Source organism: Ruegeria sp. K7, from assembly GCF_056531785.1.
The window spans coordinates 116,197-138,290 of sequence record NZ_JBQFMJ010000012.1; the positions used below are offsets into that span (position 1 = coordinate 116,197).

The window sequence follows — 22,094 nt, forward strand, 5'->3', positions numbered from 1 at the left end:
CCAACAGATGTTTTGGGAACGTCCACAATGTTGGCTTCACACCTCTGAAACCAATCAAAAAAAGCATTGGCCCCAGGTTTGCACGGATGGTCATAGCGCGTGAATGTCGAACGTATCAGAGAAACCTTTTATCTTCGTTGCGCCGAATGTCTTTTCCACATGGGCACCTTCCAACAGCGCCAGTGTTTCCTGATCTATCAAAATTCGGCTACCGGTTCGCTGGGTTTCCGCTTCAAGACGGGCCGCAAGGTTTACGGTCGATCCGATGCAAGTATACGTCGCCCGGTTGTCCGTGCCGGCATATCCGGCAACAACCTCGCCGGTTGAGATTCCGATGCCGATCTTCAAGGCATCTTTCCCTTCCGCGCGCCGTTCGAGATTTAAAATTTCGATCATGTTGTGCATCTCATGTCCCGCCGCCACCGCACTTTGCGCAGAGTTGGGCAGGGGTTGCGGAACCCCAAAAAGCGCCATCAAACCGTCGCCCAGCATCAGGCTGACAATGCCGCCATTGCTGGTCACAGCCTCGAACATCAAAGTGTAGAAGGTATTGAGCAGATCAATGGTTTCTTCCGGCGCGAGGTTTTCCGACAACGTCGTGAAGCCCCGGATATCGCAAAACAAAACCGACGCGTTGGCACGTTTGCCGCCGATGGCGAAGCCGGACGCTTGCAGGTCCTGGGCTACTTCGGTGGTTGCAAAGCGTTCAAGCAGACGCTTCTGTTCGTCCCGCAGTCTTTTCTTTTCGAGGCCACTGGAAACGCGTGCACTGAGAAGCGTCTTGTTGACCGGTTTCGGCAAGTAGTCTTCGGCCCCCAATTCAATGCAGCGCACCACATTGTCGAGCCCTTCGACAGATGAGGTCACAATCACCGGCAAATCGCGCAGGTCGGTGTCCGACTTGATCGCCTCAAGAACCTGGAATCCGTCCATTTCCGGCATTTCAATATCGAGAAGAAGCAGGTCGAAAGGCTGACTGGACAGCATCTCCATCGCAACCCGACCGTTTTCCGCCACCGAAGCCTGGTGACCCAAAAGCTCGACATTCCGGGACAACAGCAGGCGATTGACCTTGTTGTCGTCGACAATGAGCAGATGTCCGGGGGCGTCAGTCATCAATCAAGCTCCGAAGCGCCGCTGCTGCGGAGTTAAGGGCCGCCTCCAACGCGTTCGCATCCGTAAGATCACCGGCCACGGGCGGCTTTCCAAGCTCGACTTTCCTGGCCAGTTCGGCAAGCGCCGTTGCACCAAATGTGCTTGCATTGGATTTGATGGAATGTGCGGCCCGACGGTATCTGTCGGCATCGGCCGCGCCCGCGGCTGCCTTCAATTCGCTTATCATTCCGGGGGCTTCGTCGAGAAAGGTGTTCACAAGCTCGGCAGCAAAGTCTTCGCCTGTCGCGTCTTTGAGTTCCATGAAGATTTCATGATCAATTGGGCTATCTGTCATGGATCACCTTCTTGTTCGGGGGGAGTTCAAAAGGGCTTCAATTAAAACGGGGACTCGGATCGGTTTGGTGATGTAATCATCCATACCGGCGTCCAGGCACATCTCGCGATCGCCCTGCATCGCGTTCGCAGTCATGGCAATTATGCGAGGACGGCTGCCATCGGGGAACGCCTTGTTGATCCGGCGGGACGCCTCCAACCCGTCCATTTCGGGCATCTGCACATCCATGAACACGACGTCGTATGTTTGTCGGTTTACGCTTTCAACGGCCTCAGCGCCGTTGCTGGCCAAATCCGCGCGATACCCCATCTGCTCCAACAAGCGGAGGGCGAGTTTCTGGTTCACCAAATTGTCTTCCGCCAGCAATATGCGCAGTGGGTGGCGCTTTGCCATATCGGGGTCTGTTTGGGGTTTGTCCGGTGGTTTGGCCACTTTCAATTGCACCTTTTGGGTCGCAAACAATGTGACCAACGTATCAAATAGCTGCGATTGACGTAACGGTTTGGCAAGGTTGGCGGCAAACAACCCGTCCTCAAGATCCACGTCGCGCTGGCCGAGTGAACTGAAAAGGATCATCGGCAGTGCCGGCCGCTTTGTGCGGATCTTTCCTGCAAGTTCCTCTCCATCCATTTCCGGCATATGCATGTCGAGGATGGCAAGATCGAACCGGTCGGCCTTTCCCAGCAGGCCCAGCGCTTCGGACGGGGTTTCACACGTCGTGGTTTGGGTGCCCCACTTCTCGGTTTGGAGAGCCAGGATTTTGCGATTGGTGGCGTTGTCGTCCACCATCAGAATACGCTTGCCCTCAAGCTCGGGCTGAACGCCAACCAGATTGCGAGACGATGACTTCACTGGTTTCGCCGCTTTGGCCCGGATCTTGAACAAAAAGGTAGAACCACGCCCTTCGCCTTCGCTTTCCGCCCACATTGTCCCACCCATAAGCTCTGCAAGACGCTTGGAGATCGCAAGACCCAGACCAGTGCCACCATATTTGCGGGTCGTTGAACTGTCTGCCTGGCTGAAAGATTGAAACAGACGGCGCATGCCCTTGTCAGACAGGCCAATTCCGGTGTCGCGAACTTTGAACGTGAGTTCCAACGCGCCCTGCTCCTTGGCTGATCGTTCAACGGACAGAACCACTTCGCCGCTTTCGGTGAACTTCACGGCGTTAGACAGAAGGTTCAGCAGAATTTGCCGCAATCGGGTCAAGTCGGCGCTGATCGCCGGGGGCAGGGCATCGTCGAACTCATAGGCCAAATCGAGCTGTTTTTCGGCAGCTTTGCCGCTGATCAAATCCAGCGCGCTTTCTATGCATTCACGCAAGTCGAACGGATGGTTCTCGATATCCATTTGCCCGGCCTCGATTTTTGAGAAATCGAGAATCTCGTTGATGATACCCAATAGCGCATCGCCACTGTCGCGGATCGTATTGGCATAATCGCTCTGCTCCGCATCCAACTCGGTGTCCATCAAAAGCCCGCTCATTCCGATCACGGCGTTCATCGGGGTTCTGATTTCGTGGGACATGGTGGCCAGAAAAGCGCTTTTGGCTTCGTTGGCCTCTTCCGCGGCCTTGCGCGCTTCTTCGGCCTCTCGGAATAGGCGCACATTCTCAATTGCTATGACGGCCTGGTCGGCAAAAGATTCCGCCATGGCAATATCGTCATCCGAAAATGGCTTTTTCGTTTTCCTGATGAACACAAGGCCACCCAGGCAGGTGCCGCCACGCATCAACGGAACACCCAGGTAAGCCTCGGTTCCGTTTTCCTTATGCAGTTTTTTCGCCAATCTCGGCAGTTCATGTGATGAAAAGTCGGAAACATGCCGTGTTCTTCCCGACATTAGTACCGATGACTGGAAATTGTCTTGTGGATCAAGCGGGTGACGGGACTGTCCGAAGTCGCGTATCAACCCGTGCGGTGAAGCCACGGCCACTTGCCACCAGGATGACTCATCGGCCAAGGTTGCTATCGCCATATCACACGAAACAAGCCGGGTCGCGGACTCTACGATCATCTCAAAAACAGGCGTTGTATCCGTAGGCGATTGGCTGATCACCCGTAGTACATCAGCACTCGCCGTTTGACGCGCGAGCGCAGTTTGCGTGTCATTGAACAATTGAGAATTCTGGATCGCGATAATCGCCTGCGACGCGAATGTCTCCATTTGCTTGATTTGCTTTTCGTCAAAAGCAGCAGCCGTTCGGCTGCCCATGCTGATGACACCAATTGTGGCGCCGTTACGTATCAGAGGCACGGAAAGAACGGATCGATACCCTTCGAGGTTCGACTTCAGAACCGGATCATAAAGAAGGTCTGCCTGCGTATCCTCGACATAGTCGGCCTGTCCACGAAGAAGTGCACGCGCGGTCGCCGATGAGTTCCCCGGTTCAAATGGGTGCGCCTTCAGAAACTCGGTAAATCCGTCTGACAGGTTGTGCCCCGCAAAGAAATGATACTTCCCGTCCTCTGGTTTCTTCAAGGCGACGAAGGCATCCTGAAGACGGCAGATACGGGACGAAACCGCCAGCAACGCTTCCAGCACGGGTTCCAATGCGTCAGGAGATCGGGAAATCACCTCGAGAACTTCAGTCGTGGCAGTTTGGTACTGCAAGGCCTCTTCGACTTCTGCGGTGCGTGCCTGCACTTCTTCGAAAAGCTGCGTGTTGTTGATGGCGATCAGTGCCTGAGACGCAAAGGTTTCCAAAAGGCTGATCTGTTTGTCGTTAAACGCCGAAGCCTGCCGGTGCGCCATGACGATGACCCCAAGCGTCAGACCATTTTTGACAAGCGGAACGCCCAAAGTGGTCAGGTAATCGCCCATCTCGGCCGCTTGTTTCCATGTGTAAGTCGGATCGTTGCGCGTATCCTCGATGTAGACTGTTTTTCCATGCAACGCCGTTCGCCCGATGCACGAGCCTTCTTCGGGAGCTATGGGGTTGTCTGACAGGAACTTCAGAAACGCATCGCTCACGTTGTGGGACATGACCACCCGGTACAGCCCGTCGTCTGGGTCCCGCATCGCGAAGAATGCATATTCCGGTGAACATATGCGCGAAGAAACCTCGAGGATGGCATCCAGCACCGGCGGCAGATCGTTGGGCGAGCGGGAGATGACATCCAGCACTTCTGACGTGGCTGTCTGGTACTTCAGTGTCTCTTCCACTTCGGCCGTACGTGCCTGAACTTCTTCGAACAACTGGGTATTGTTGATCGCAATCACGGCCTGGGCCGCAAAAGTCTCTAATAGAGAGATCTGCTTTGAATTGAATGGCGCGACCTTGTCGTGGCAGAGCACGATCACACCGACCACCACTTTTCCCTTGATTAGCGGGACACCTAGCAGCGAACGGTACTTTCCGATGCGAGCTGCCTCTTTCCATGCGTATTCGTCAGCTTCCGTGTCCTTGTAATAGACTGTTTCCCCTCGAGCTGCTGTTTGGCCAATTCCGCTCCCGTGACCGGCCGGAACAGGGTTGGCCTTCATGAACTTCATGAAAACACTGTCAAAATCGAGCATGATGTCCGTGTGGTAAAGGTTATCTTCCGGATTGAGGATCGAAATCGCTGCGTATTTTGGTTCGCAGATCCGGCTTGCGACCTTCAGGATTTCCTCAAGTACCGGCTCCAACTCGTTCGGAGAGCGCGATATGACCGACAACACGTCTGACGTGGCGGTCTGGTATTCCAGCGCTTGCTCTACTTCCGCAGTGCGTTTCTCAACCTCGCGGAATAGGTTCGCGTTTGTGATGGCGATAATGGCCTGGTCTGCGAAAGTTTGAAGCAACTGAATCTGTTTCTTGGAAAACCCGGAAACTTCCGGCGACCCGAGCGATAACACGCCCACGACCTTGCTGTTCTTGACCAACGGCACCCCAAGCAGTGATTTGTATTCACCGACGCCGCTTTCTTCCATCCATGTGTAGGACGGGTCCGCTTCGACATCTTCGATATAGATTGTGCGCTTGGACAGAATGGCCCGCCCGCTTACACCGCTCTCACTGGGCGAAATAGGGTGTGATTTGACGTAGTCCGCAAAAGCCGTGTCCTGAGTGAGCGTCGAGTGAACGTGAAATAGTCCGTCGTCCGGATTCAACATCGCAACATAGGCATCCTGCAACTCGCAGATACGCGACGCCTCTTTGAGGATGGCATCGAGAACGGGCGACAACTCATTTGGTGACGCCGAAATAACCCGCAGCACTTCAGATGTGGACGTCTGGTATTCCAGCGCTTGCGTAACTTCCGCCGTGCGGTCCTGGACCTCCCGAAACTGGCGAACATTCTCCATTGCTATCACGGCCTGGGCCGCAAAGGTCTGGACCAGAGCGACGTCGTCATCTGAGAACGGTGCAACTTCACGGCGATAGAGCACGATCACCCCAAGTCCGGTGCCGCCTTTCATCAACGGAACCGCAAGAACCGAGCGTGCTCCTTCGATCTCGACCATCTGAACCCGTTTCGGGTCGCGGTCCCGGTAATAAAGCGGATCATCGGCGATGTTGTCCCGACGAATGACCTGCCCATCGACCATGGGCCTGATTGCGATCAGTTCCGTACGTGTCAAAGGCTCGGTGAATTCCCTGAGCGCTTCATCAAAATCGGTTCTCGCGCCAATATTGGCCGGGATCGTTGCAAGACCGCGTTCGTGATCAGCGACACACAAGAAGGCCAGCGGTGCCTTGCACAAACGGCTGGCATTTTCGAGAATGCTGTGGAAGACCGGCTTGTCGTCGTCGCGGCTGCGGCTGATGACTTCAAGGATTTCTCGCGACGCTTTCTCCCGCTCAAGCCGTTCCTGAACTTCGCGAAACTGGCGCGTGTTCTCGATGGCAATCACCGCGTGTCTGGCGAATTCATCGATTAGCTGCACATCAGGGTCGGCGAATGGACGCACCTCGCGGCGGCTGACCGCGATGGCCCCGATGGCCTGCCCCCCCTGCATCAACGGAACTGCGACGCGGGACCGAATGCCTTCTACCTCAACCATCGCAACCGCCGTTGGATTGCCCGAGCGATAGTAATCTGTGTCAGCTATATCGTCGACGCGAACTACCTGACCTGTTCGTATTGCGATAGCGGCTGTAAACGAACCTTCGAGAGGCCACTCCGTTCCTATTTCAGCCCCTTCTTTTTGGTGACCCCAAGCCGCCACGAGCCTTCCGCAGGTTCCAGCAGAGTTTACCAGAATGAGTGCGGCCTGATCCGCACCACAAACCTGAGTGGCCTGCTGAAGAACCACCTCAAAGACCCGCGCATCGTCGTCCCGGCTTTTGCTGATCACTGTCAGAACTTCCCGCGTCGCCGTTTTGCGTTCCAACTGAGTGTGCAGCTCTGTCATTTGGCGTGTATTGTCGATGGCGATGACAGCCTGAGCTGCAAAGCTCTCGACCAAAGCAATCTCGTCATCGGTGAAAGGGCGTACTTCGCGCCGATAAATCCCGATGACGCCAACCGGGTCGCCGTCCACTGAAATCAGAGGGACTGTCAGAAACGAGCGGACACCTTCTTCATCAACCAACTGACGGCGCCAAGGGTCCCCGTTAATGTAATGGTCTGTCAGGCGTAAATCGACGTTGTGAATAACCCGCGCTTCCCGCACAGACTCGGCAATCTGAAGATTTGAGTCCAACGACCAGCGATCAACACCGACCTCGTACGTGGCCAATTGATCGCCGTAATGGGCGGCGTATTCTAGATGCGTTCCCGCTTCATTCAAAAGGCTCAGCGTCGCGACATCGGTTTCACACAGCCGGGCGGTGTTTTCGAGGATCGTTTTAAAGACCGGAGCTTCATCCTCCCGAGAACGGCTAATTACCTCAAGCACTTCGCGCGTGGCGCCCTCGCGCGCCAGGCGGGTCTGCAATTCGCGGAATTGGCGAACATTCTCGATTGCGATCACGGCTTGCGCGGCGAATGTTTCCACCAGCCGAACCTGATCATCGGTGTATGGGCGCACTTCGTTGCGCGCCAACATCAAACACCCGATTGCCGAGCCATCCAGTTTCAATGGAACAAACAGATTGCTGCGGCATCCATGTGTGTCGACAATCAGCTTGAAACGCTCATCACCGGACTTGTGAAAATCGGTATCTCCCATATCGACAACGCGTTTGGTCTCGCCGCTGAGAATGGTATCGGTCACAAGGGAATTGCCCGGCTCCATGGTGTACTTACCGTCGAGCCAGAGCTGTTGAATGTCCGGGTGCAGATTAACGCTGGCCACCAGTTGCTGAAGGGCACCCCCTTCTCGCCCCAGAACCAGACCGGCGAAGAAAGCGTCGCAGAGATCTTTTGCCAGCGTTACAATCAGATCGCAGACCGGTTGCACGTCATCCTTGGTCTCGGAGATTGCCTGCATAACCCGCGCAGTCGCTTCGAACCGCGCCTGCTGATCAGCGACGCTGAACCCCTCAATTTGCGCGGATGACGACGCAGGACCTGCCGTCTCTCCTGATGGTCTTTTTTCACCCACGTGAGGTTAAGCTCCCCAGTCAACTCATGAAAAGTACCAGGTTCGAGTTTAGAGAGCATGAGATAGAAGTCACTGAGTTTTCTTCGCGGGTCCCGGAATCAGCGTTGCCCCGCAAACAGCCCAAGGGCACATGATCCGATCATTTCAGATGAGCCGTGCCAAAACACACATGACGAAGCGAGCTGCCGTCAGCACCTTTTTCAGGTGTTCTGTTAGCACTTCATTGAAAAATCTGGATTCAACAAAGAAAGCGTTTGGGACTTGTCGATGCGTGTGCTCGACATGCGCGCGTTGAATTGTGTTGGCAACAGCGATCCCATCATCTTCGGGAGAAAGGTATTCCGTCGTTCGCGCCTATCGCAAACTGATCCGCACGAGCCTCAGGCGGAGGCGACGTCCTTCATTTGGATGAGCTGAATGAGATTTCCGCACGTGTCATCAAAAACAGCCATGTGAACTGCCCCCGCATCCATCGGTTCGGTGACGAAATCCACGCCCAGATTTTTCAGCCTCTTGTACTCAGCATCAAGGTCCCGGACCTGAAATGAATGTGCGGCGATGCCGTCTGCAACAAGGGCTGCTTTGTAAGGCCCCACCGCCGGGTGGTCGCTTGGTTCAAGCAGCAACTCAGTCCCTTCGGGATCTTCCTTTGATACGACCGTCACCCAACGGTTTTCGCCCAATGAGATATTGTGCTTGACCTTGAACCCCAGGGTTTCAGTGTAAAACTTCTCAGCTTTGTCTTGGTCATCAACAAATATGCTGGTTACGTAGATTTTCATGTCTTGGATCCGTTTGGTTTGTAATTTGTGAGCCATGATGCAGCCGCGATGTGCTCATCGCTCACGCGCAAGGAGTGCGTTTTTGTCCGACCCTTCCATTCAACTTCGATCAAGCCTGCCTTCTCCAACACCGCCAGATGCTGGGAAACCGTCTGCCGGGACAACGCAACACCATCCTCCGCAACCGATGCGGCGCAAACTTCGAACAGCGACTGGGCAGGTTGCCTGCTCAGACGGTCGATGATGCGGCGGCGGGTGCTGTCGGAAAGTGCCTTGAAGATTAGGTCGAGCTGATCATCTTTCATGGCTTCAATATGCAGCAACATTACTGCATGTTTCTTGCGCCGGAAGAGACGTTCACGAGTCCTGCGAAGATGCCAGAAATGGGCGCACCAGGACTATTTTTCATACGACTTGACACATGACGGGCGGATGACTAAGTCGACAACCGCCTGAGGCATACCGCTTCGTGCAACGGAGATTTTATGAAAGAGACCCGGGACTAACGCCCGTTCCTGGCGACCCAAATTCAGGAACACAAACATTGATAGGCACACTCACGCGCGATGCTGAGTGAACCTGTTTCTGTGCTTTCGTAAGATCGAGACATCCCAATGAATATCTCAAAGCACGAGCAACGTGTTTTGCACGAACTCGCCCTTGGCGGGGCGATCCACTTCGAACGCCTAGAAAACGGCAAAATCCACGACGTCACTTGTTACACGCGCGACGGTCATGTCCTGACCGACTGCAGCCTTGGCGTCTTCAAGCGCCTTTTGAAGCGACGTTTCATTCGTTCGAAAAACGGCAGTCCTTACCGCGCATCCGCGTTGGGGATCAAATCTGTGCGTGCGCAAATGAACCAAAGATAGGAAAGAAAAATGAACCATATGAAAATCGAGGTCATCGGGCTTTTTACCCAAGTTCAAGTTAGTTCCGACAAACAAGCAGACACCGCACCCCTGAGCTTTTGACCCTGTCGCAATTCTGGATGCAGCTTGAGTTGAGGCCCGGAATCGCAAAGCCGCTCGATGGTAAGGCGATTGCGGTCGCACTGATCATGCAGCCGGAGATGACAAAGTAATCTTTGGTTAGGCTCCGTAGTCTGCACATACCCTTCGCCATCCAATTGGCGGAGGGTTCTTTCGGCTACACAGTGCTCAATCTTCTTTTGGGAAATACGTCTTCCACCTCGGCTCTTGGCCTAAACTCGGTGCAGGGAACTGGCAAAATCTTGCCGGGGAATTGGCAACCCTCTTTTCATTTCAGATTGGATTACCGTAAAAGCCTCGAAAGTCTTCGAACAGGCAAAGAAGCGACTTGCACACCAGCGCCCGCAAAACGAATACAAACCTGCCGATTTTGCTCGGCACTGCCCGAACCGCGATTGCGTTGGGGCTTTTCATTCTTGTTTCTGCCTGTGCCCAAAACCCATCCGAAAGGGAACTCAATCCCGAACGTCAGTCAATGGCGTTGCGCGAGGTTTCACAAAAGCAGGCCCGGGGGCAAAGGGTGTGGTGCGTACCCTATGCACGAAGCCTCAGCGGCATCGAAATTCGCGGCAACGCCAAGGACTGGTGGGGCAAGGCGCACAATATTTTTCAGCGGGGCAATGAACCGGTTGTCGGTGCGGTGATGTCGTTTCGGGCTACCCGAGGGATGCCGTTGGGCCATGTGGCTGTCGTGTCCGACATTGTCACCGAGCGGGAAGTTATCGTGAACCACGCGAACTGGCACCGCAATAAGGTAACATTGAAAATGGGCGTCAGGGACGTATCCAAAAACAATGACTGGACGCTGGTCCGGGTCGAAAGTCAGCCGGGCCGGTATGGCAGTTTCTACCCGGTGAACGGATTCATATATCCGATCGCTACCAAGTAGCCCAAACTAATTTCTCTTCTCGTTCGCCGTAGACCCGTAGAATACCCCGCGCGCAATTCTCATCCCGGTCGTTAAGCACGGTCACTGACCGTCCTCGCACAGAAGACGAACAGTGGCGTCGCTCGACATCTCAAAAAATTCAAAGCTTGATTTGTAACACCCGTTTCGGTCCGGCAATAGCAATTGGTAAGTTTTCACCCGAACGGCGTTACCAGAAGGCAACCAGACAAAACTTCGCCGACATTTATTGAGCTTCGATCTCCGACAATGGGAGGTTACCGTGGCCAAAGCTTTGCGCCAAAGATGCAAATCTTTGGGCGAAATGCAAAGCTTTGGGAGCACCTACAACCTGTTGTGGGTTTGCGCATATCGCCGCGCCTATACTATTGATTTAATTCATGAAATTCAAGCGAGCTCGCCCACAACTTTGCGCGACGTTTGCGCAAAAATTTGCGCGATTTGCCCAAAAGCTTGCTCACTCACCATTTTGGTGTCGGCTTAAATCCTTCCGAAAGTCTCTTTTAGTTCTACGACTTGAGCTACATCCAACATTCGGGTTGGCATACCTCGCAGTGCCAAGAGTAACTTGGCTGTTTCTTCCAGCTCTTCTGCTGCACAGACCGCTGAGAACAGATACTTTCCTGAAACGACGGGGCCGTGATTAGCCAACAGAACCGCACTATACTTGCCGCCCAATTCGCGGATCAAATCACCGGATTTCGGATCACCCGGCTTGACGTATGGAACCAGTTTGACCGTGCCGACGCGCATGACCACATACGGCGTAAGTGGTGGAATACAGTCGTCTGGATCGGTGTCTTCCAGGCAAGATAGAGCAGTGGCCCAGGTCGAATGCAGATGAACCACCGCACCCGCGTCTGGCCTCGTCTCATAGAAGGCTTGGTGCAGAAAGACCTCCTTGGTGGGCTTGTCGCCGGAGACGTGGATGCCATCCAAATCAATCTTGGCGATACGCTCTGGGTCGATATCACCCAAGGTGGAATTGGTTGGCGTCATGAGGATTCCGTCATCAAGACGTGCCGAGACATTGCCCGCTGTGCCGACGGAAAAGCCACGCGCAAACAGCGAAGCACACAGTTCCGACATCTGCTGCCGTAAAGCCAATTCTTCAGATCTCATTTGCCGGCCTCCATCATTCTGAGGGCTTTAGCAAAAAAGTCCGGAGCGCCAAAGTTTCCAGATTTTAGGGCCAGCGCAATAGGTTCAGTTTTTCCAACGCTCAGGACTGGCACGCCCGGGTCGATCTCTGGCCCAATTGACATGGCCGGAGACCCCAGTGCCTCAGAGATGACCTTGGCAACAGCTCCCGACGTCTCTCCTCCTGCCACCACAAGGCGCTTGTACCCCGTTTCGGCAAGTTCTCGTGCTGTATCTGCAAAGAGATTGTCCAGCTTTTCCGCCACAGCCTCCTGACCGAATTTGTTTTGGATCGCCCGCACATCATCCGGGCTTCCCGATGAATACGCGAGCGGTGCCTGACCCGGATGCGTTTCAAAGAAATCCAGAAGCGTTTGCGTGGTCACATCCCCGGACATGACACCCGAAACATCGATGGCGAAGGTCGGATGGGATTTCGAATGAACATCAATCTGTCCACGGGTCGCGCCTGAGCAAGACCCGGCAAGGATAGCGGCAGGCCCAGAGATACCTGTGAACACACTGCCACTTCTTATGGATGAAGCTCTTCTGACGAAGTTTCTCGGTAGCCCCAGTGCTATCCCCGATCCCCCAGTAATGAGCTGGGCATCCTTTAGAGCCTCACCCCAAGCCAGCAAATCCTCGTCCGAAATCGCATCGCCGATCACAAAGCGTTCGTCGGCGTTCTGCAACGCATCAAGAATTGCCCCTGATCCTTGCTTCACGGTGTCAATTGACACCAATCCTACCGCTTCTTCAGTCTGATGCTGCAACCAACGCCTGATGTTCGCATCCGTCATCGGAGTAAGAGGGTGATTTTCCATCCCAGACTCGTGCAATAGCTTGCCAAGCACAAAAAGATGGCCCTGATAGATCGTTCGGCCAGTTGTCGGAAAAGCCGGGCAGAAAACCACCTTTCGCGCGCCCAGTTCGTTGGCCAACGCTTCCACAACGGGTCCGATATTCCCATCCATATTGGAGTCAAAGGTTGAGCAATATTTAAAGATGAACTGCTGGCATCCTTGGTCTGCGAGCCATCGCAAGGCTCGCAGGCTGTCCGAAACAGCTTCTTCGACAGGTGCGGTGCGGCTTTTGAGCGAGATCACACCCGCTTCAATCTCTTCGTCAGCCGGGATCGTCGGAATACCTGGGAACTGCGCGGTTCTTAATCCACCTTCCGGTTCAACGCCCTTCGCCAAGGTGTTCGCAATATCGCTCGCACCGGTAAAATCGTCCGCTATGACACCGATTTTCACAGTTCAATGTCCCCCGCCGGCCCTGGATCCAGCCTATGGATATGCGGTGCCGCGCCTACGGGAAATACCGCACGCACAAGTGGATCATGGCCGGGCACGATAAGCCTAGGATGCGACGCTAACTTCTGGAGTGTCTCGAAACCATCCATCATGTCTTGCAGGTCGACGACGATAGGAAAGGCTTTGCGCGCCATGAAATTCTCGTAATAATGCGAGGCATCAGAGGCGAGTACCATCCACCCGGCCGCCGTTCTTACGCGCACGCATTGCAACCCGCGCGAATGCCCACCGATGCAGTGCACCGTGATCCCATCTGCAATCTCGGCTTCTCCGTCGTAGAACACGACTTTGCCCGAATAGAGACGCTTTACGACCTCGCAGACATGGCCAGCCGTGAAAGGCACACGCAGGTGGTCATGGCACATGCAGGGACCTGTAGCGAAGACCATTTCCGCCGACTGCATGTGCAACTTCGCGTTAGGGAACATATGCACCCCCCCTGCGTGGTCATAATGAAGGTGGGTCACGATGACCTCAGTCACCGCTTCCGGCGCGATGCCTAGAGGCCGCAAAGCCTCGCGAGGGTCCATCGCGATGGGACGACCACGGGCGGCAGCCTCATCGGAGTCGTAGCCAGTATCGACCAGAATGACTTTTTTGCCGCGTTTGAGCACCCAAACGAAGTAATCCATCGCATGAGGCGCGTTGTGATTGTCATCGATGATGAAACTATCAGCTCGCGTCCGGGCATTTCGATCCGCGTATTTCACGGCGTGAATTTCCCAATCGTTCATCGGATGACCTCGGAATACTGTTGAACTACCTTGGTGGCGATCATATAAGCCACTGCCGCATCAAAGGATTGAAAATGCGCGCTTTCTAGGTGGGCAGAGAACGCCACGCTGTCATCATAAACCTCATAGAGAAAAACTGTCTCGGGATCGTCGCCGAGGCAAACGTCAAACTGATGGCATCCGGGTTCTTCACGCAAAGAAATTGAAGCGTTTTCGACCATCAGCGGCAAGAAAGCTGCTCTCGTACCGGGTTTGAGAGTGAAGGTGACAGTAACCGCAAACATCAGACAGAAATTCCTTTTAGGCGTGAGTAAGCGCGCTTTGCGACGGGCAGTTGGCTGAGGATCAGACCAATGTTGAGCACCAGCAGAATGGCCGCACCGGGTCGTGAAAAGAAGACCGAAAGATCCCCGTCCGACAAGAACAGCGACCGGCGGAAGGTTTCATCGAACAGACTGCCCAGAATAACCCCGATAACCAAAGGCGCGATTGGGTATTTCATCAGGTTCATGAAATAGGCAACTGCGCCGACGCCAAGCATCAGATAAAGATCATTGATGCCCCCACCAACGCTGAAAGACCCAATTGTTGTCAGAACCATAACGACGGGCAAAAAGATGGTCTGCGGGATGGCAAGTATTTTGATAAATACCCGAGCGGTGAAAAGCCCCATCAGGAACATCGTCAGCGAGGCCAACACCAGGATTGCAACCACGCGCAGAATGATTTCGGGGTCTATCGTCGGGCCCGGGATCACGTTGTTGATCTTGAAGGCCCCCATCAAAGCGGCGGCGGGTGGTGAACCGGGAATGCCCAACACCAACAGCGGGATCAGCGCGCCGCCAATACAGGCGTTGTTTGCAGTCTCAGAGCACAACAGACCTTCCAAGGAGCCTTTTCCGTACTTGTCGCCCTCGGTAGATAAGGTCTTGCCAACACCGTAGCTGACCCAACCGGCTACATCTTCGCCTACTCCGGGAAGTGCTCCGACCCCTGTCCCAATCACGCCTGACCGGCCAATGGTGGGCAGGTAGCGTCGAATTGAGCGAAGGTTCGGAAGGATACGACCTTTCAGGGCCAGAACTTTCCCGGCCTCAACGTGCGTCAAACCGTCAATGATTTGGGGGATCGCAAAGGCCCCCATCAAAACCGGCACGACCTGAAACCCGCTCAACAGGTAAGACCAGCCGAAAGTATAGCGCGGTTCAGACAACAAAGGGTCGAGTCCCACCATGGACATCGCAAGCCCGATCAGACCGGCGATCCATCCCTTAATCACCAGGTCTTCGCTCATCAAAGTGCCAGAAAGCAGAATGCCGAAGAGGGCCAGCAATGCTTTCTCCGGGCTTGCGATGTTCTTTGAAACCAAAAGCAGCGCCCAGACGAAAATCAAAAGTGTGATGGTCCCGATAACTGTGCCAATGAAACTGGCCGTCGTGGTCAGCCCAAGTGCTTCGCCCCCTCGGCCCGCTTTGGCCAGAGGGTAACCATCCATGGCTGTTGCCGCGCTGGCTGCCGTGCCCGGAATGTTCAGCAAAATAGACGGGTAAGAGCCGCCGTAAATCGCGCCGACATAGGCCCCGAGCAAAGCGATGAGCGAATAGTCGAGCGGGATTTTGTTGCCGAAGAAGCCCGTCAGGATCGTCACGGCCAGGGTTGCCGTAAGGCCGGGCAATGCGCCGAACGTGATGCCCAGGAATACGGATGCAATCAAATACAGATAGGTCAGCGGGTCCACTGCCAGGCCCACGAATGCAGTCCCAAATCCAGCCAGTTGCGAAAGAATAAAGTCCATCCGGTCAGTCTTTCCATGGCGGACGAAGCGTCACGTAGTAGTGGTATTCGATTTGCTTGAAGATCAGCCCGCCGCGCGCGGGCACGTTCTGCCGGAAAATAAAGGCCATCGCACATACGAGGATGAGCGGGGCAAGTATTGCCACCAATGGAACGAACCGCAAAACCCATTCGGAAGTCGCTTTGGTCAACACCACTAGTGTTAACGCGACCCACAAGGCCAGAGTGAACCAATCATCACCGTGTGCATTCCAATCCGCCTGAGCAGGAAACACGGCGAACGCAAACAAACCGGTGACGACAACTGCGACACAGGCCACCAAAGCACGCCGCGCATGACCTCCGTAGTAGCCGTAAGTCAAAGCTGTAATCAGCAACCCAGAACACAGAATGAAGTCCACTCTGGGGACCAGTCCGACGACATATGCAAGAAGGATCAGGCCGATTGTTGATGCTCGATAGGCTTCCGACTTATCCCATCCGATCCCCAAAGCACTGAGCGCGTTTTGGGCTCCACCTGAACGGATCGAAATAGCCAGCAAGACGAGGGACAAAACAAGTAATCCACCGAAGATGAACAGCGGTACAATTGCAGCCGAGTTGTACCAATCAGATCCACTTACACCTGCGCGGTTTTCACCCCAAAGCGGGATGTCCGACGTCTTCCAAAGGAAAAAGGTGGAAATTGCTATCAGACCAATCGATGCCCAGAAATCGCGCGCCCGCATGATCAGTGTATCGTCAGGTTTGTCCATTGCCTGCCTCTTGTCGGAAAGGGCGCGATCAGGCGCGCCCTTTCAAAAGTGATCGGATTATGGCTTCTCGATACCCAGCGACGCCGGATCGACGGTCGCTGCGCCCAGATCTTGCAAGGTATAGGCAAAGGTAGCTTCGAGGTTCGCAAACAGCTCTTGAGCTTCTTCGCCGTGTTGACCACCGACATCATAATTGTTTGCAGAGGCCCATTCAGCCACGGTGTCGGAGGCAATCGCTTGCTCGAAGGCATCACCAAGCGCGGCCTTTACGTCGTCCCCGGCTGAACTGTGAACTGCAAACCCGATGGCCTGTTTGAGCGGCAAATACTGATCGAGACCGTCATAAATACCAAAGGCAGAAGGCACTGTTGCCCCTGCAATCTGCGCATCTTCGGGCGTCAACATCGCAAGCGGTTTAAGTTGACCGCCTTCGATCAACGGGGCCTGTTCAGCTAGAGAAGTCACAACCAACGCAACTTCACCCGCTATCGCTGCTTCCTGCCCTGGCGCTGAGCCTTTGTATGGAACAAACTTGAATTCTGCACCGGACCCTTTTTCGATGGCCAGAAGGTTCAAGTGGTGGATCGAACCTGCGCCGGAAGCCGCCGCTGGAATAGTGCCAGGAGCGGCTTTCGCAGCGTCGACCAGTTCTTCCAGAGTATTGTAAGGACTGTCCGCCGGAACCGAGATCAGATCAGGTGATCCGCCAACAATGAACGGATACCAGAAGTCAAATTTCTTATCCCAACCACCCTGCACAGCAGCGGTGACGTTCGATTCAGACAAACCGACGAGTGTATAGCCATCGTCTGGTTGGTTCATCACGTAGACCATCCCGTTGGAGCCTGCGACACCACCTGTTTGGTTGATCACATTGATCGAGACCGGAAGGTGTTTTTCCATCTCGGCCATGATCATTCGGTTGATCGTGTCCGTTCCGCCACCGGCCCCCCAGACCACGGCTGTGGTGATATCACGATAGGGGTAATCCTGCGCAGCAGCTGCGCCTGCAATACCGGTCGCCATCACAGCCGCGGCCGCCAACTGCCCTAGCTTTAGTTTCATTTCCAAGTCCTCCCAAACATCTTTGCGTTTATTATTGCATTTATTTGCGTATACATTAAAGAATGCGTTGTCAACGGACTGTAGTGAGATCTGCAATCGCGCTATGAATACGAAACGGGAAGGAAGCGGGCTAAGATGAAAAAGAATTATGATGTGGCAGTGTTCCACGGCGACGGGATCGGCCCTGAAATTATGGCCCCTACTCTTGAAATTCTGCGCCGGCTCTCAAGCAACAATCCCAGCTACGAATTGGTGTTTACGGACGCGCCGGCAGGCGCATCCCACTACGCAAAAACTGGAGAATCGTTTCCTACCGGGTCACTCGAAACTGCACGCAACGCCGACGCGATTCTGCTCTCTGCAATGGGTTTGCCGGATGTTCGCTACCCTGACGGAACCGAGATTTCACCGCAGATCGATCTGCGAAAGCAACTGGGACTTTTTGCTGGTGTGCGACCGGTGAAGGTATGCAGCGGACAAATGACCCCCTTGGCGCTGCCCCCCGGAAAAGAGATCGACTTTGTCTTGATACGCGAAAGCACAGAAGGACTGTTCTTCACCCAAGGCGCTGGCGAAGTTACTGAACACGAAGCACGTGAAACTTTGCTGATCACTCGTGAGGTGTCCGAAAAACTGTTCCGTTTCGCGTTTGAACTCGCCCAGAACCGCAAAAGAACCGGGCGCGGCCGGGGTCGAGTTACATGTGTCGACAAAGCCAATGTATTCCGCGCCTTTGCATTCTTCAGATCGATGTTTGATGCAGAAGCCGCCCACCATCCCGATTTGCAGGCAGACCATGCTTATGTTGATGCCACCGCACTGTGGATGGTCCAAAAACCTTGGGAGTTCGATGTCTTGGTGACCGAGAACATGTTCGGAGACATCCTCTCCGACCTTGGTGCAGGTCTTATGGGCGGTCTTGGACTGGCTCCATCAGCGGATATCGGGTTGAATCACGCTGTATTCCAACCCTGCCATGGTTCCGCTCCAGACATCGCAGGACAGGGTATTGCCAACCCTTTTGCGATGATCCTGTCCGCAGCAATGATGCTTGAATGGTTGGGTTTGACCCATGATCACCCAGGCCTGTCCAATGACGGCGAACGATTGCGTGAAGCCGTGGAAAAGGTGACTGCGAACGGAAAGAACCTAACGCGTGACCTAGGTGGCTCCGCCGGAACGCAGGATGCAGCCGCGTCGGTATTGGAAGCATTGTGGGCATGAACACTCGACAAACCATCAGAGTCGCGTGTGTGGGTGCGGGGTATTTCAGCAGGTTCCACTACGAAAGCTGGTCCCGAATGCCCGGAGCGGTTCCGGTTGCATCCTGCAACCGTGATATAGGCAAAGCGAAAGAAACAGGACTGGCCGCTTACGATGATCTGTCAAAAATGCTGGAGGCGGAAAAACCAGATCTCGTGGACATCATTCTTCCACCTGTGGCGCAAGCCGACGCCATTCGAACTGCGCTGCATTCGGGCATAAAGTGGCTGATCTGCCAAAAACCTTTCTGCATGTCATTGGATGAAGCTAAGAAGATCGTCTCAGAGGCTGAAGTGGTTGGTGCAACTATTGTTGTACACGAGAACTTTCGCTTTCAGCCTTGGTATCGTGCAATCAAGGTGGCTATGACCGAGGGTCGAATTGGCACACCTCTACAAGCGACTTTCCGGCTTCGGCCCGGCGACGGCCAGGGACCGCGCGCCTACCTTGACCGGCAGCCGTACTTTCAGGACATGCCACGTTTTCTGGTACATGAAACTGCTGTTCACTGGGTAGACACATTCCGATTTTTGTTCGATGCGCCCAGCGCAGTTTATGCAGACTTGCGCCAAGTTAACCCCGTTATCTCGGGCGAGGATGCAGGTTACATCCTGTTTGACCACCCCAACGGTTTGAAAGCTCTGTTCGATGGCAACAGATGCCTTGACCACCGCGCCAAAAACCCGCGTCAGACCATGGGCGAAGCTCTCATCGAAGGAACAGAAGGATCACTGGTTCTTTACGGCGACGGTTCAGTAGAATTCCGCGGTTTTGGAAAACAGGAGCGACAGCAGATTTTGCCTCCAAGCGATCATGATGGATTTGGAGGAGACTGCGTCCACGCCTTGCAAACTCACGTCATTTCGGGCCTTCTACGGGGCACGCCGCTGGAAAACACGGCCCGAGATTATTTGGATGTGATCCGCATTGAAGATAATATCTATCTCTCAGCTGCGGAGGGACGAAAGATCAACCTGGAGACGCCGTGAAGGATCAGGACGCAAAAACTCTTTCCAATACACAACGCGCTGTTAGGGATTTGCGGCGGATGATCCTGTCTGGCGAACTTGCGGCCGGAACTGACCATCTGGAGTCAGAACTCGCCGAGACCCTTGGCATGTCCCGCACCCCGATACGGGAAGCTGCGCTGATGTTGGAAAGCAAGGGATTGCTGGAAATGCGACCCCGCAAGGGCGTGCGGATACTGCCCGTTTCATCAGATGATATGCGTGAAATTTACGACATATTGACGGAACTCGAGAGCCTCGCAGCACAGCGCGCTGCCGAAGCGGGTTATTCAGAAGATGAACTGACAGTACTTGCCGGGTCAATTGCAAAGATGGACCAAGCCATCGAGGCCGAAGACCTTGAAGCCTGGGCCGAGGCCGACGAGTTGTTTCATCAGGAGCTTGTTAGGTTGGGCGGCAACAAACGGGTCGAAGCGATTGTCGCCATGATGAGCGACCAGGTACGCCGCGCGCGCGCAACGACGTTGTTCATCAGGCCCCTGCCCGTCAAATCCAATGAAGATCACCGGGTTGTTTTTCAAGCGATTAGTGAAGGTCGTCCAGATACCGCCCGTGAACGTCATCGAGAACACAGGCTGCAAGCACAGGCTATGCTTTGCGGGATACTTGAAAAGCATCGGCTTAACAGCCTCTGATCTTCTCACATCCGGTCATAAATCAACTAAAATAGATGCTTGTTTTAGGCACCGAAGGCGCTCCGAATACCTGCCTAACACGGCAGTCCATCGTTAAGTCCGGCAGTTCTGACTTACTTTTTTCAGGTCACTCAACCAATCACTGCATCGACGGGGTTGCAATAGTACGATTTCGGATTAATTTAGTTCGATATCGTACTATTGGAGAGTCAAGATGCCAAATCGAAGACGTTTTCTCAAGATTCTAGGCGGAGGCACAATACTGGCGGCAACCGGCGCGGTTGCGTTTCTCGCTACACGCACGCCGCATGACGCGCTGGCTCCGTGGACGCCAAAACCGTATGACGACCCACGCAAAGCCGCTTTGTCCTATGCAATTCTCGCCCCAAACCCACACAATTTGCAGCCTTGGCTGGTCGAGTTGGTTGGACGAGACAAGGTGCGCATCCACCGTGATCCTGATCGCGAGCTTCCGGAAACCGATCCTTACCACCGCCAGCTCTATATTGGTCTCGGCGCATTTGTTGAGACTATGATCCTGGCGGCAGGTGCACAGGGATTTGATACCGAGGTCAAGTTACTGCCCGATGGGGATGATGGACCTATCGCTGAAGCAGTGTTTGTTCCTGGTGGAGCACCCGACCCAATCTCAGATCAAATCCTCAAACGGCATTCCAACAAAGAACCGTACACTGAACAGCGCCTCTCTGCCGACCAAGTGTCTACGCTTGGCGATTATGCAACTTTGATTACCGATGAAGATTTGGTGGCCCGTATTCAAGATCTTACGAAACGCGCTTTCGAAATCGAAATGCGTACACCGCAGACCCTGAAAGAATCCGTCGACCTGATGCGGATCGGGAAAGCAGAAATAAACGCCAACCCCGACGGGATTGAATTACGCGATCCCATGCTGGAAACGCTGCGACTTACCGGCCTATTGGACAACGAGACCCTGATGAACGTTGACCACCCAGGCACTCAGTCACACATGCGAGGCTACTTCGCCATGCTAGACGCGACGCCGCAATACGCAGTCCTCACGACAGCTACAAATACGCGTAGTGATCAACTCGATGCCGGACGTCAATTGATGCGTTTTTACCTGAAGACAACCGAAATGGGCCTGGGCGTTCATCCGGTCAGTCAGGCCCTTCAGGAATATCCTGAGATGGCCGATGAATACGCTCTCGCGCATGAGCTTCTTGCGTCACCAGGCCACACGGTGCAAATGTTGTTACGTTTGGGGTATGGGCCTGAACCAATTGCCACGCCCCGCTGGACTCTAGAGACACGAATTCTGAATGAAGCCTGAAGATGAGACCAACGAAGTCTACCGGTTCTTCACCGAGGTCGGGATCATCAATCAGTTGATCTCGACCAAGCTAGAAGCGTTCTTACCTGGCAGAATGACCGCAACCCAATTTGGCATATTGGGCCACCTGGTCCGGCGCCCCGACGGAGAAACTCCGCTACAGCTATCGAACGCGTTTCAAGTGCCCAAGACGTCGATGACGCACATGCTCTCCAGCCTTGAAAATCATGCCCTAATTACCCTTGAAGCCAACCCCAATGACAAGCGTTCGAAAATTGCCCGGTCCACGCCGCAAGGCGCGGAGTTTTTGAGTGCTTGTATGGAACAGATGTCAAAAGCGCTTGGTCCAGTATTGTCCGAACTCGGGTTCGATCCATTTCACAATTCGCTGCCGAATCTGACGCTCATACGCAAAGTTTTGGACAGCGAACGGGACTAAGAAAT

The 22,094-nt window shown here is 54.3% G+C and carries 19 protein-coding genes; 7 read left to right on the plus strand and 12 right to left on the minus strand.

Going from position 1 to position 22,094, the window contains the following annotated elements; translation table 11 throughout:
• Positions 1 to 90: 90 nt before the first annotated feature.
• The 5 genes from ACR0FE_RS17805 to ACR0FE_RS17825 form a co-directional block, all read right to left on the minus strand.
• Positions 91 to 1,116 carry an adenylate/guanylate cyclase domain-containing protein gene (locus ACR0FE_RS17805; protein WP_480914354.1) on the minus strand — a complete coding sequence of 342 codons (1,026 nt, stop codon included), beginning with the start codon at positions 1,114 to 1,116 and terminating at the stop codon, positions 91 to 93.
• Complete coding sequence (locus tag ACR0FE_RS17810; RefSeq protein ID WP_170612252.1) at positions 1,109 to 1,450, minus strand: Hpt domain-containing protein; 342 nt, start codon at positions 1,448 to 1,450, stop codon at positions 1,109 to 1,111. Before ACR0FE_RS17810 ends, ACR0FE_RS17805 begins: the two co-directional genes overlap by 8 nt.
• A gap of 3 nt (positions 1,451 to 1,453) precedes the next feature.
• Entirely contained in the window at positions 1,454 to 7,924 is a 6,471-nt protein-coding gene (locus ACR0FE_RS17815) for a GAF domain-containing protein (RefSeq protein WP_480914356.1), read from the minus strand.
• 380 nt (positions 7,925 to 8,304) lie between these two features.
• Complete coding sequence (locus ACR0FE_RS17820; RefSeq protein WP_170612256.1) at positions 8,305 to 8,706, minus strand: VOC family protein; 402 nt, start codon at positions 8,704 to 8,706, stop codon at positions 8,305 to 8,307.
• The gene (locus ACR0FE_RS17825; protein ID WP_480442099.1) at positions 8,703 to 9,032 is read right to left on the minus strand and encodes an ArsR/SmtB family transcription factor; all 330 of its coding nucleotides are present in this window, start codon (positions 9,030 to 9,032) and stop codon (positions 8,703 to 8,705) included. Before ACR0FE_RS17825 ends, ACR0FE_RS17820 begins: the two co-directional genes overlap by 4 nt.
• A gap of 288 nt (positions 9,033 to 9,320) precedes the next feature.
• Between ACR0FE_RS17825 and ACR0FE_RS17830 the strand changes: the two genes are divergently transcribed.
• Complete coding sequence (locus ACR0FE_RS17830; RefSeq protein ID WP_170612258.1) at positions 9,321 to 9,578, plus strand: YjhX family toxin; 258 nt, start codon at positions 9,321 to 9,323, stop codon at positions 9,576 to 9,578.
• A gap of 448 nt (positions 9,579 to 10,026) precedes the next feature.
• Positions 10,027 to 10,587, plus strand: coding sequence for a CHAP domain-containing protein (locus ACR0FE_RS17835; RefSeq protein ID WP_480914358.1), 561 nt, complete (start codon positions 10,027 to 10,029; stop codon positions 10,585 to 10,587).
• A gap of 498 nt (positions 10,588 to 11,085) precedes the next feature.
• Here ACR0FE_RS17835 and otnC read toward each other — a convergent pair whose 3' ends face one another.
• Genes otnC through ACR0FE_RS17870 form a run of 7 tightly spaced genes read right to left on the minus strand, consistent with a single transcriptional unit; the run spans position 11,086 to position 17,409 of the window.
• Positions 11,086 to 11,727: a 3-oxo-tetronate 4-phosphate decarboxylase gene (gene otnC, locus ACR0FE_RS17840; RefSeq protein ID WP_480914359.1), complete on the minus strand. Its 642-nt coding sequence runs from the start codon at positions 11,725 to 11,727 to the stop codon at positions 11,086 to 11,088.
• On the minus strand, positions 11,724 to 13,001 hold the full coding sequence (otnK, locus tag ACR0FE_RS17845) for a 3-oxo-tetronate kinase (RefSeq protein WP_480914360.1): 1,278 nt from the start codon (positions 12,999 to 13,001) through the stop codon (positions 11,724 to 11,726). Before otnK ends, otnC begins: the two co-directional genes overlap by 4 nt.
• On the minus strand, positions 12,998 to 13,795 hold the full coding sequence (locus ACR0FE_RS17850) for an N-acyl homoserine lactonase family protein (protein ID WP_480914361.1): 798 nt from the start codon (positions 13,793 to 13,795) through the stop codon (positions 12,998 to 13,000). The genes otnK and ACR0FE_RS17850 overlap by 4 nt, the downstream gene beginning before the upstream one ends.
• On the minus strand, positions 13,792 to 14,079 hold the full coding sequence (locus ACR0FE_RS17855) for a putative quinol monooxygenase (protein WP_480914363.1): 288 nt from the start codon (positions 14,077 to 14,079) through the stop codon (positions 13,792 to 13,794). Before ACR0FE_RS17855 ends, ACR0FE_RS17850 begins: the two co-directional genes overlap by 4 nt.
• The gene (locus tag ACR0FE_RS17860; protein WP_170612270.1) at positions 14,079 to 15,590 is read right to left on the minus strand and encodes a tripartite tricarboxylate transporter permease; all 1,512 of its coding nucleotides are present in this window, start codon (positions 15,588 to 15,590) and stop codon (positions 14,079 to 14,081) included. Before ACR0FE_RS17860 ends, ACR0FE_RS17855 begins: the two co-directional genes overlap by 1 nt.
• Before the next feature lie 4 nt (positions 15,591 to 15,594).
• A complete protein-coding gene (locus ACR0FE_RS17865; protein WP_480914365.1) occupies positions 15,595 to 16,344 on the minus strand; it encodes a hypothetical protein in 750 nt (249 codons plus the stop codon).
• Between the two features lie 57 nt (positions 16,345 to 16,401).
• Positions 16,402 to 17,409, minus strand: coding sequence for a tripartite tricarboxylate transporter substrate binding protein (locus tag ACR0FE_RS17870; protein WP_170612274.1), 1,008 nt, complete (start codon positions 17,407 to 17,409; stop codon positions 16,402 to 16,404).
• Positions 17,410 to 17,544: 135 nt separating this feature from the next.
• Between ACR0FE_RS17870 and ACR0FE_RS17875 the strand changes: the two genes are divergently transcribed.
• From ACR0FE_RS17875 to ACR0FE_RS17895, 5 genes are all read left to right on the plus strand, one after another.
• On the plus strand, positions 17,545 to 18,633 hold the full coding sequence (locus tag ACR0FE_RS17875; RefSeq protein WP_170612276.1) for an isocitrate/isopropylmalate family dehydrogenase: 1,089 nt from the start codon (positions 17,545 to 17,547) through the stop codon (positions 18,631 to 18,633).
• Positions 18,630 to 19,661 carry a Gfo/Idh/MocA family protein gene (locus tag ACR0FE_RS17880; RefSeq protein WP_480914396.1) on the plus strand — a complete coding sequence of 344 codons (1,032 nt, stop codon included), beginning with the start codon at positions 18,630 to 18,632 and terminating at the stop codon, positions 19,659 to 19,661. Before ACR0FE_RS17875 ends, ACR0FE_RS17880 begins: the two co-directional genes overlap by 4 nt.
• Complete coding sequence (locus ACR0FE_RS17885; RefSeq protein WP_170612280.1) at positions 19,658 to 20,335, plus strand: GntR family transcriptional regulator; 678 nt, start codon at positions 19,658 to 19,660, stop codon at positions 20,333 to 20,335. Before ACR0FE_RS17880 ends, ACR0FE_RS17885 begins: the two co-directional genes overlap by 4 nt.
• A gap of 214 nt (positions 20,336 to 20,549) precedes the next feature.
• The gene (locus tag ACR0FE_RS17890) at positions 20,550 to 21,650 is read left to right on the plus strand and encodes an Acg family FMN-binding oxidoreductase (RefSeq protein ID WP_480914368.1); all 1,101 of its coding nucleotides are present in this window, start codon (positions 20,550 to 20,552) and stop codon (positions 21,648 to 21,650) included.
• On the plus strand, positions 21,640 to 22,089 hold the full coding sequence (locus ACR0FE_RS17895) for a MarR family winged helix-turn-helix transcriptional regulator (protein WP_480442107.1): 450 nt from the start codon (positions 21,640 to 21,642) through the stop codon (positions 22,087 to 22,089). The genes ACR0FE_RS17890 and ACR0FE_RS17895 overlap by 11 nt, the downstream gene beginning before the upstream one ends.
• Positions 22,090 to 22,094 lie beyond the last annotated feature (5 nt).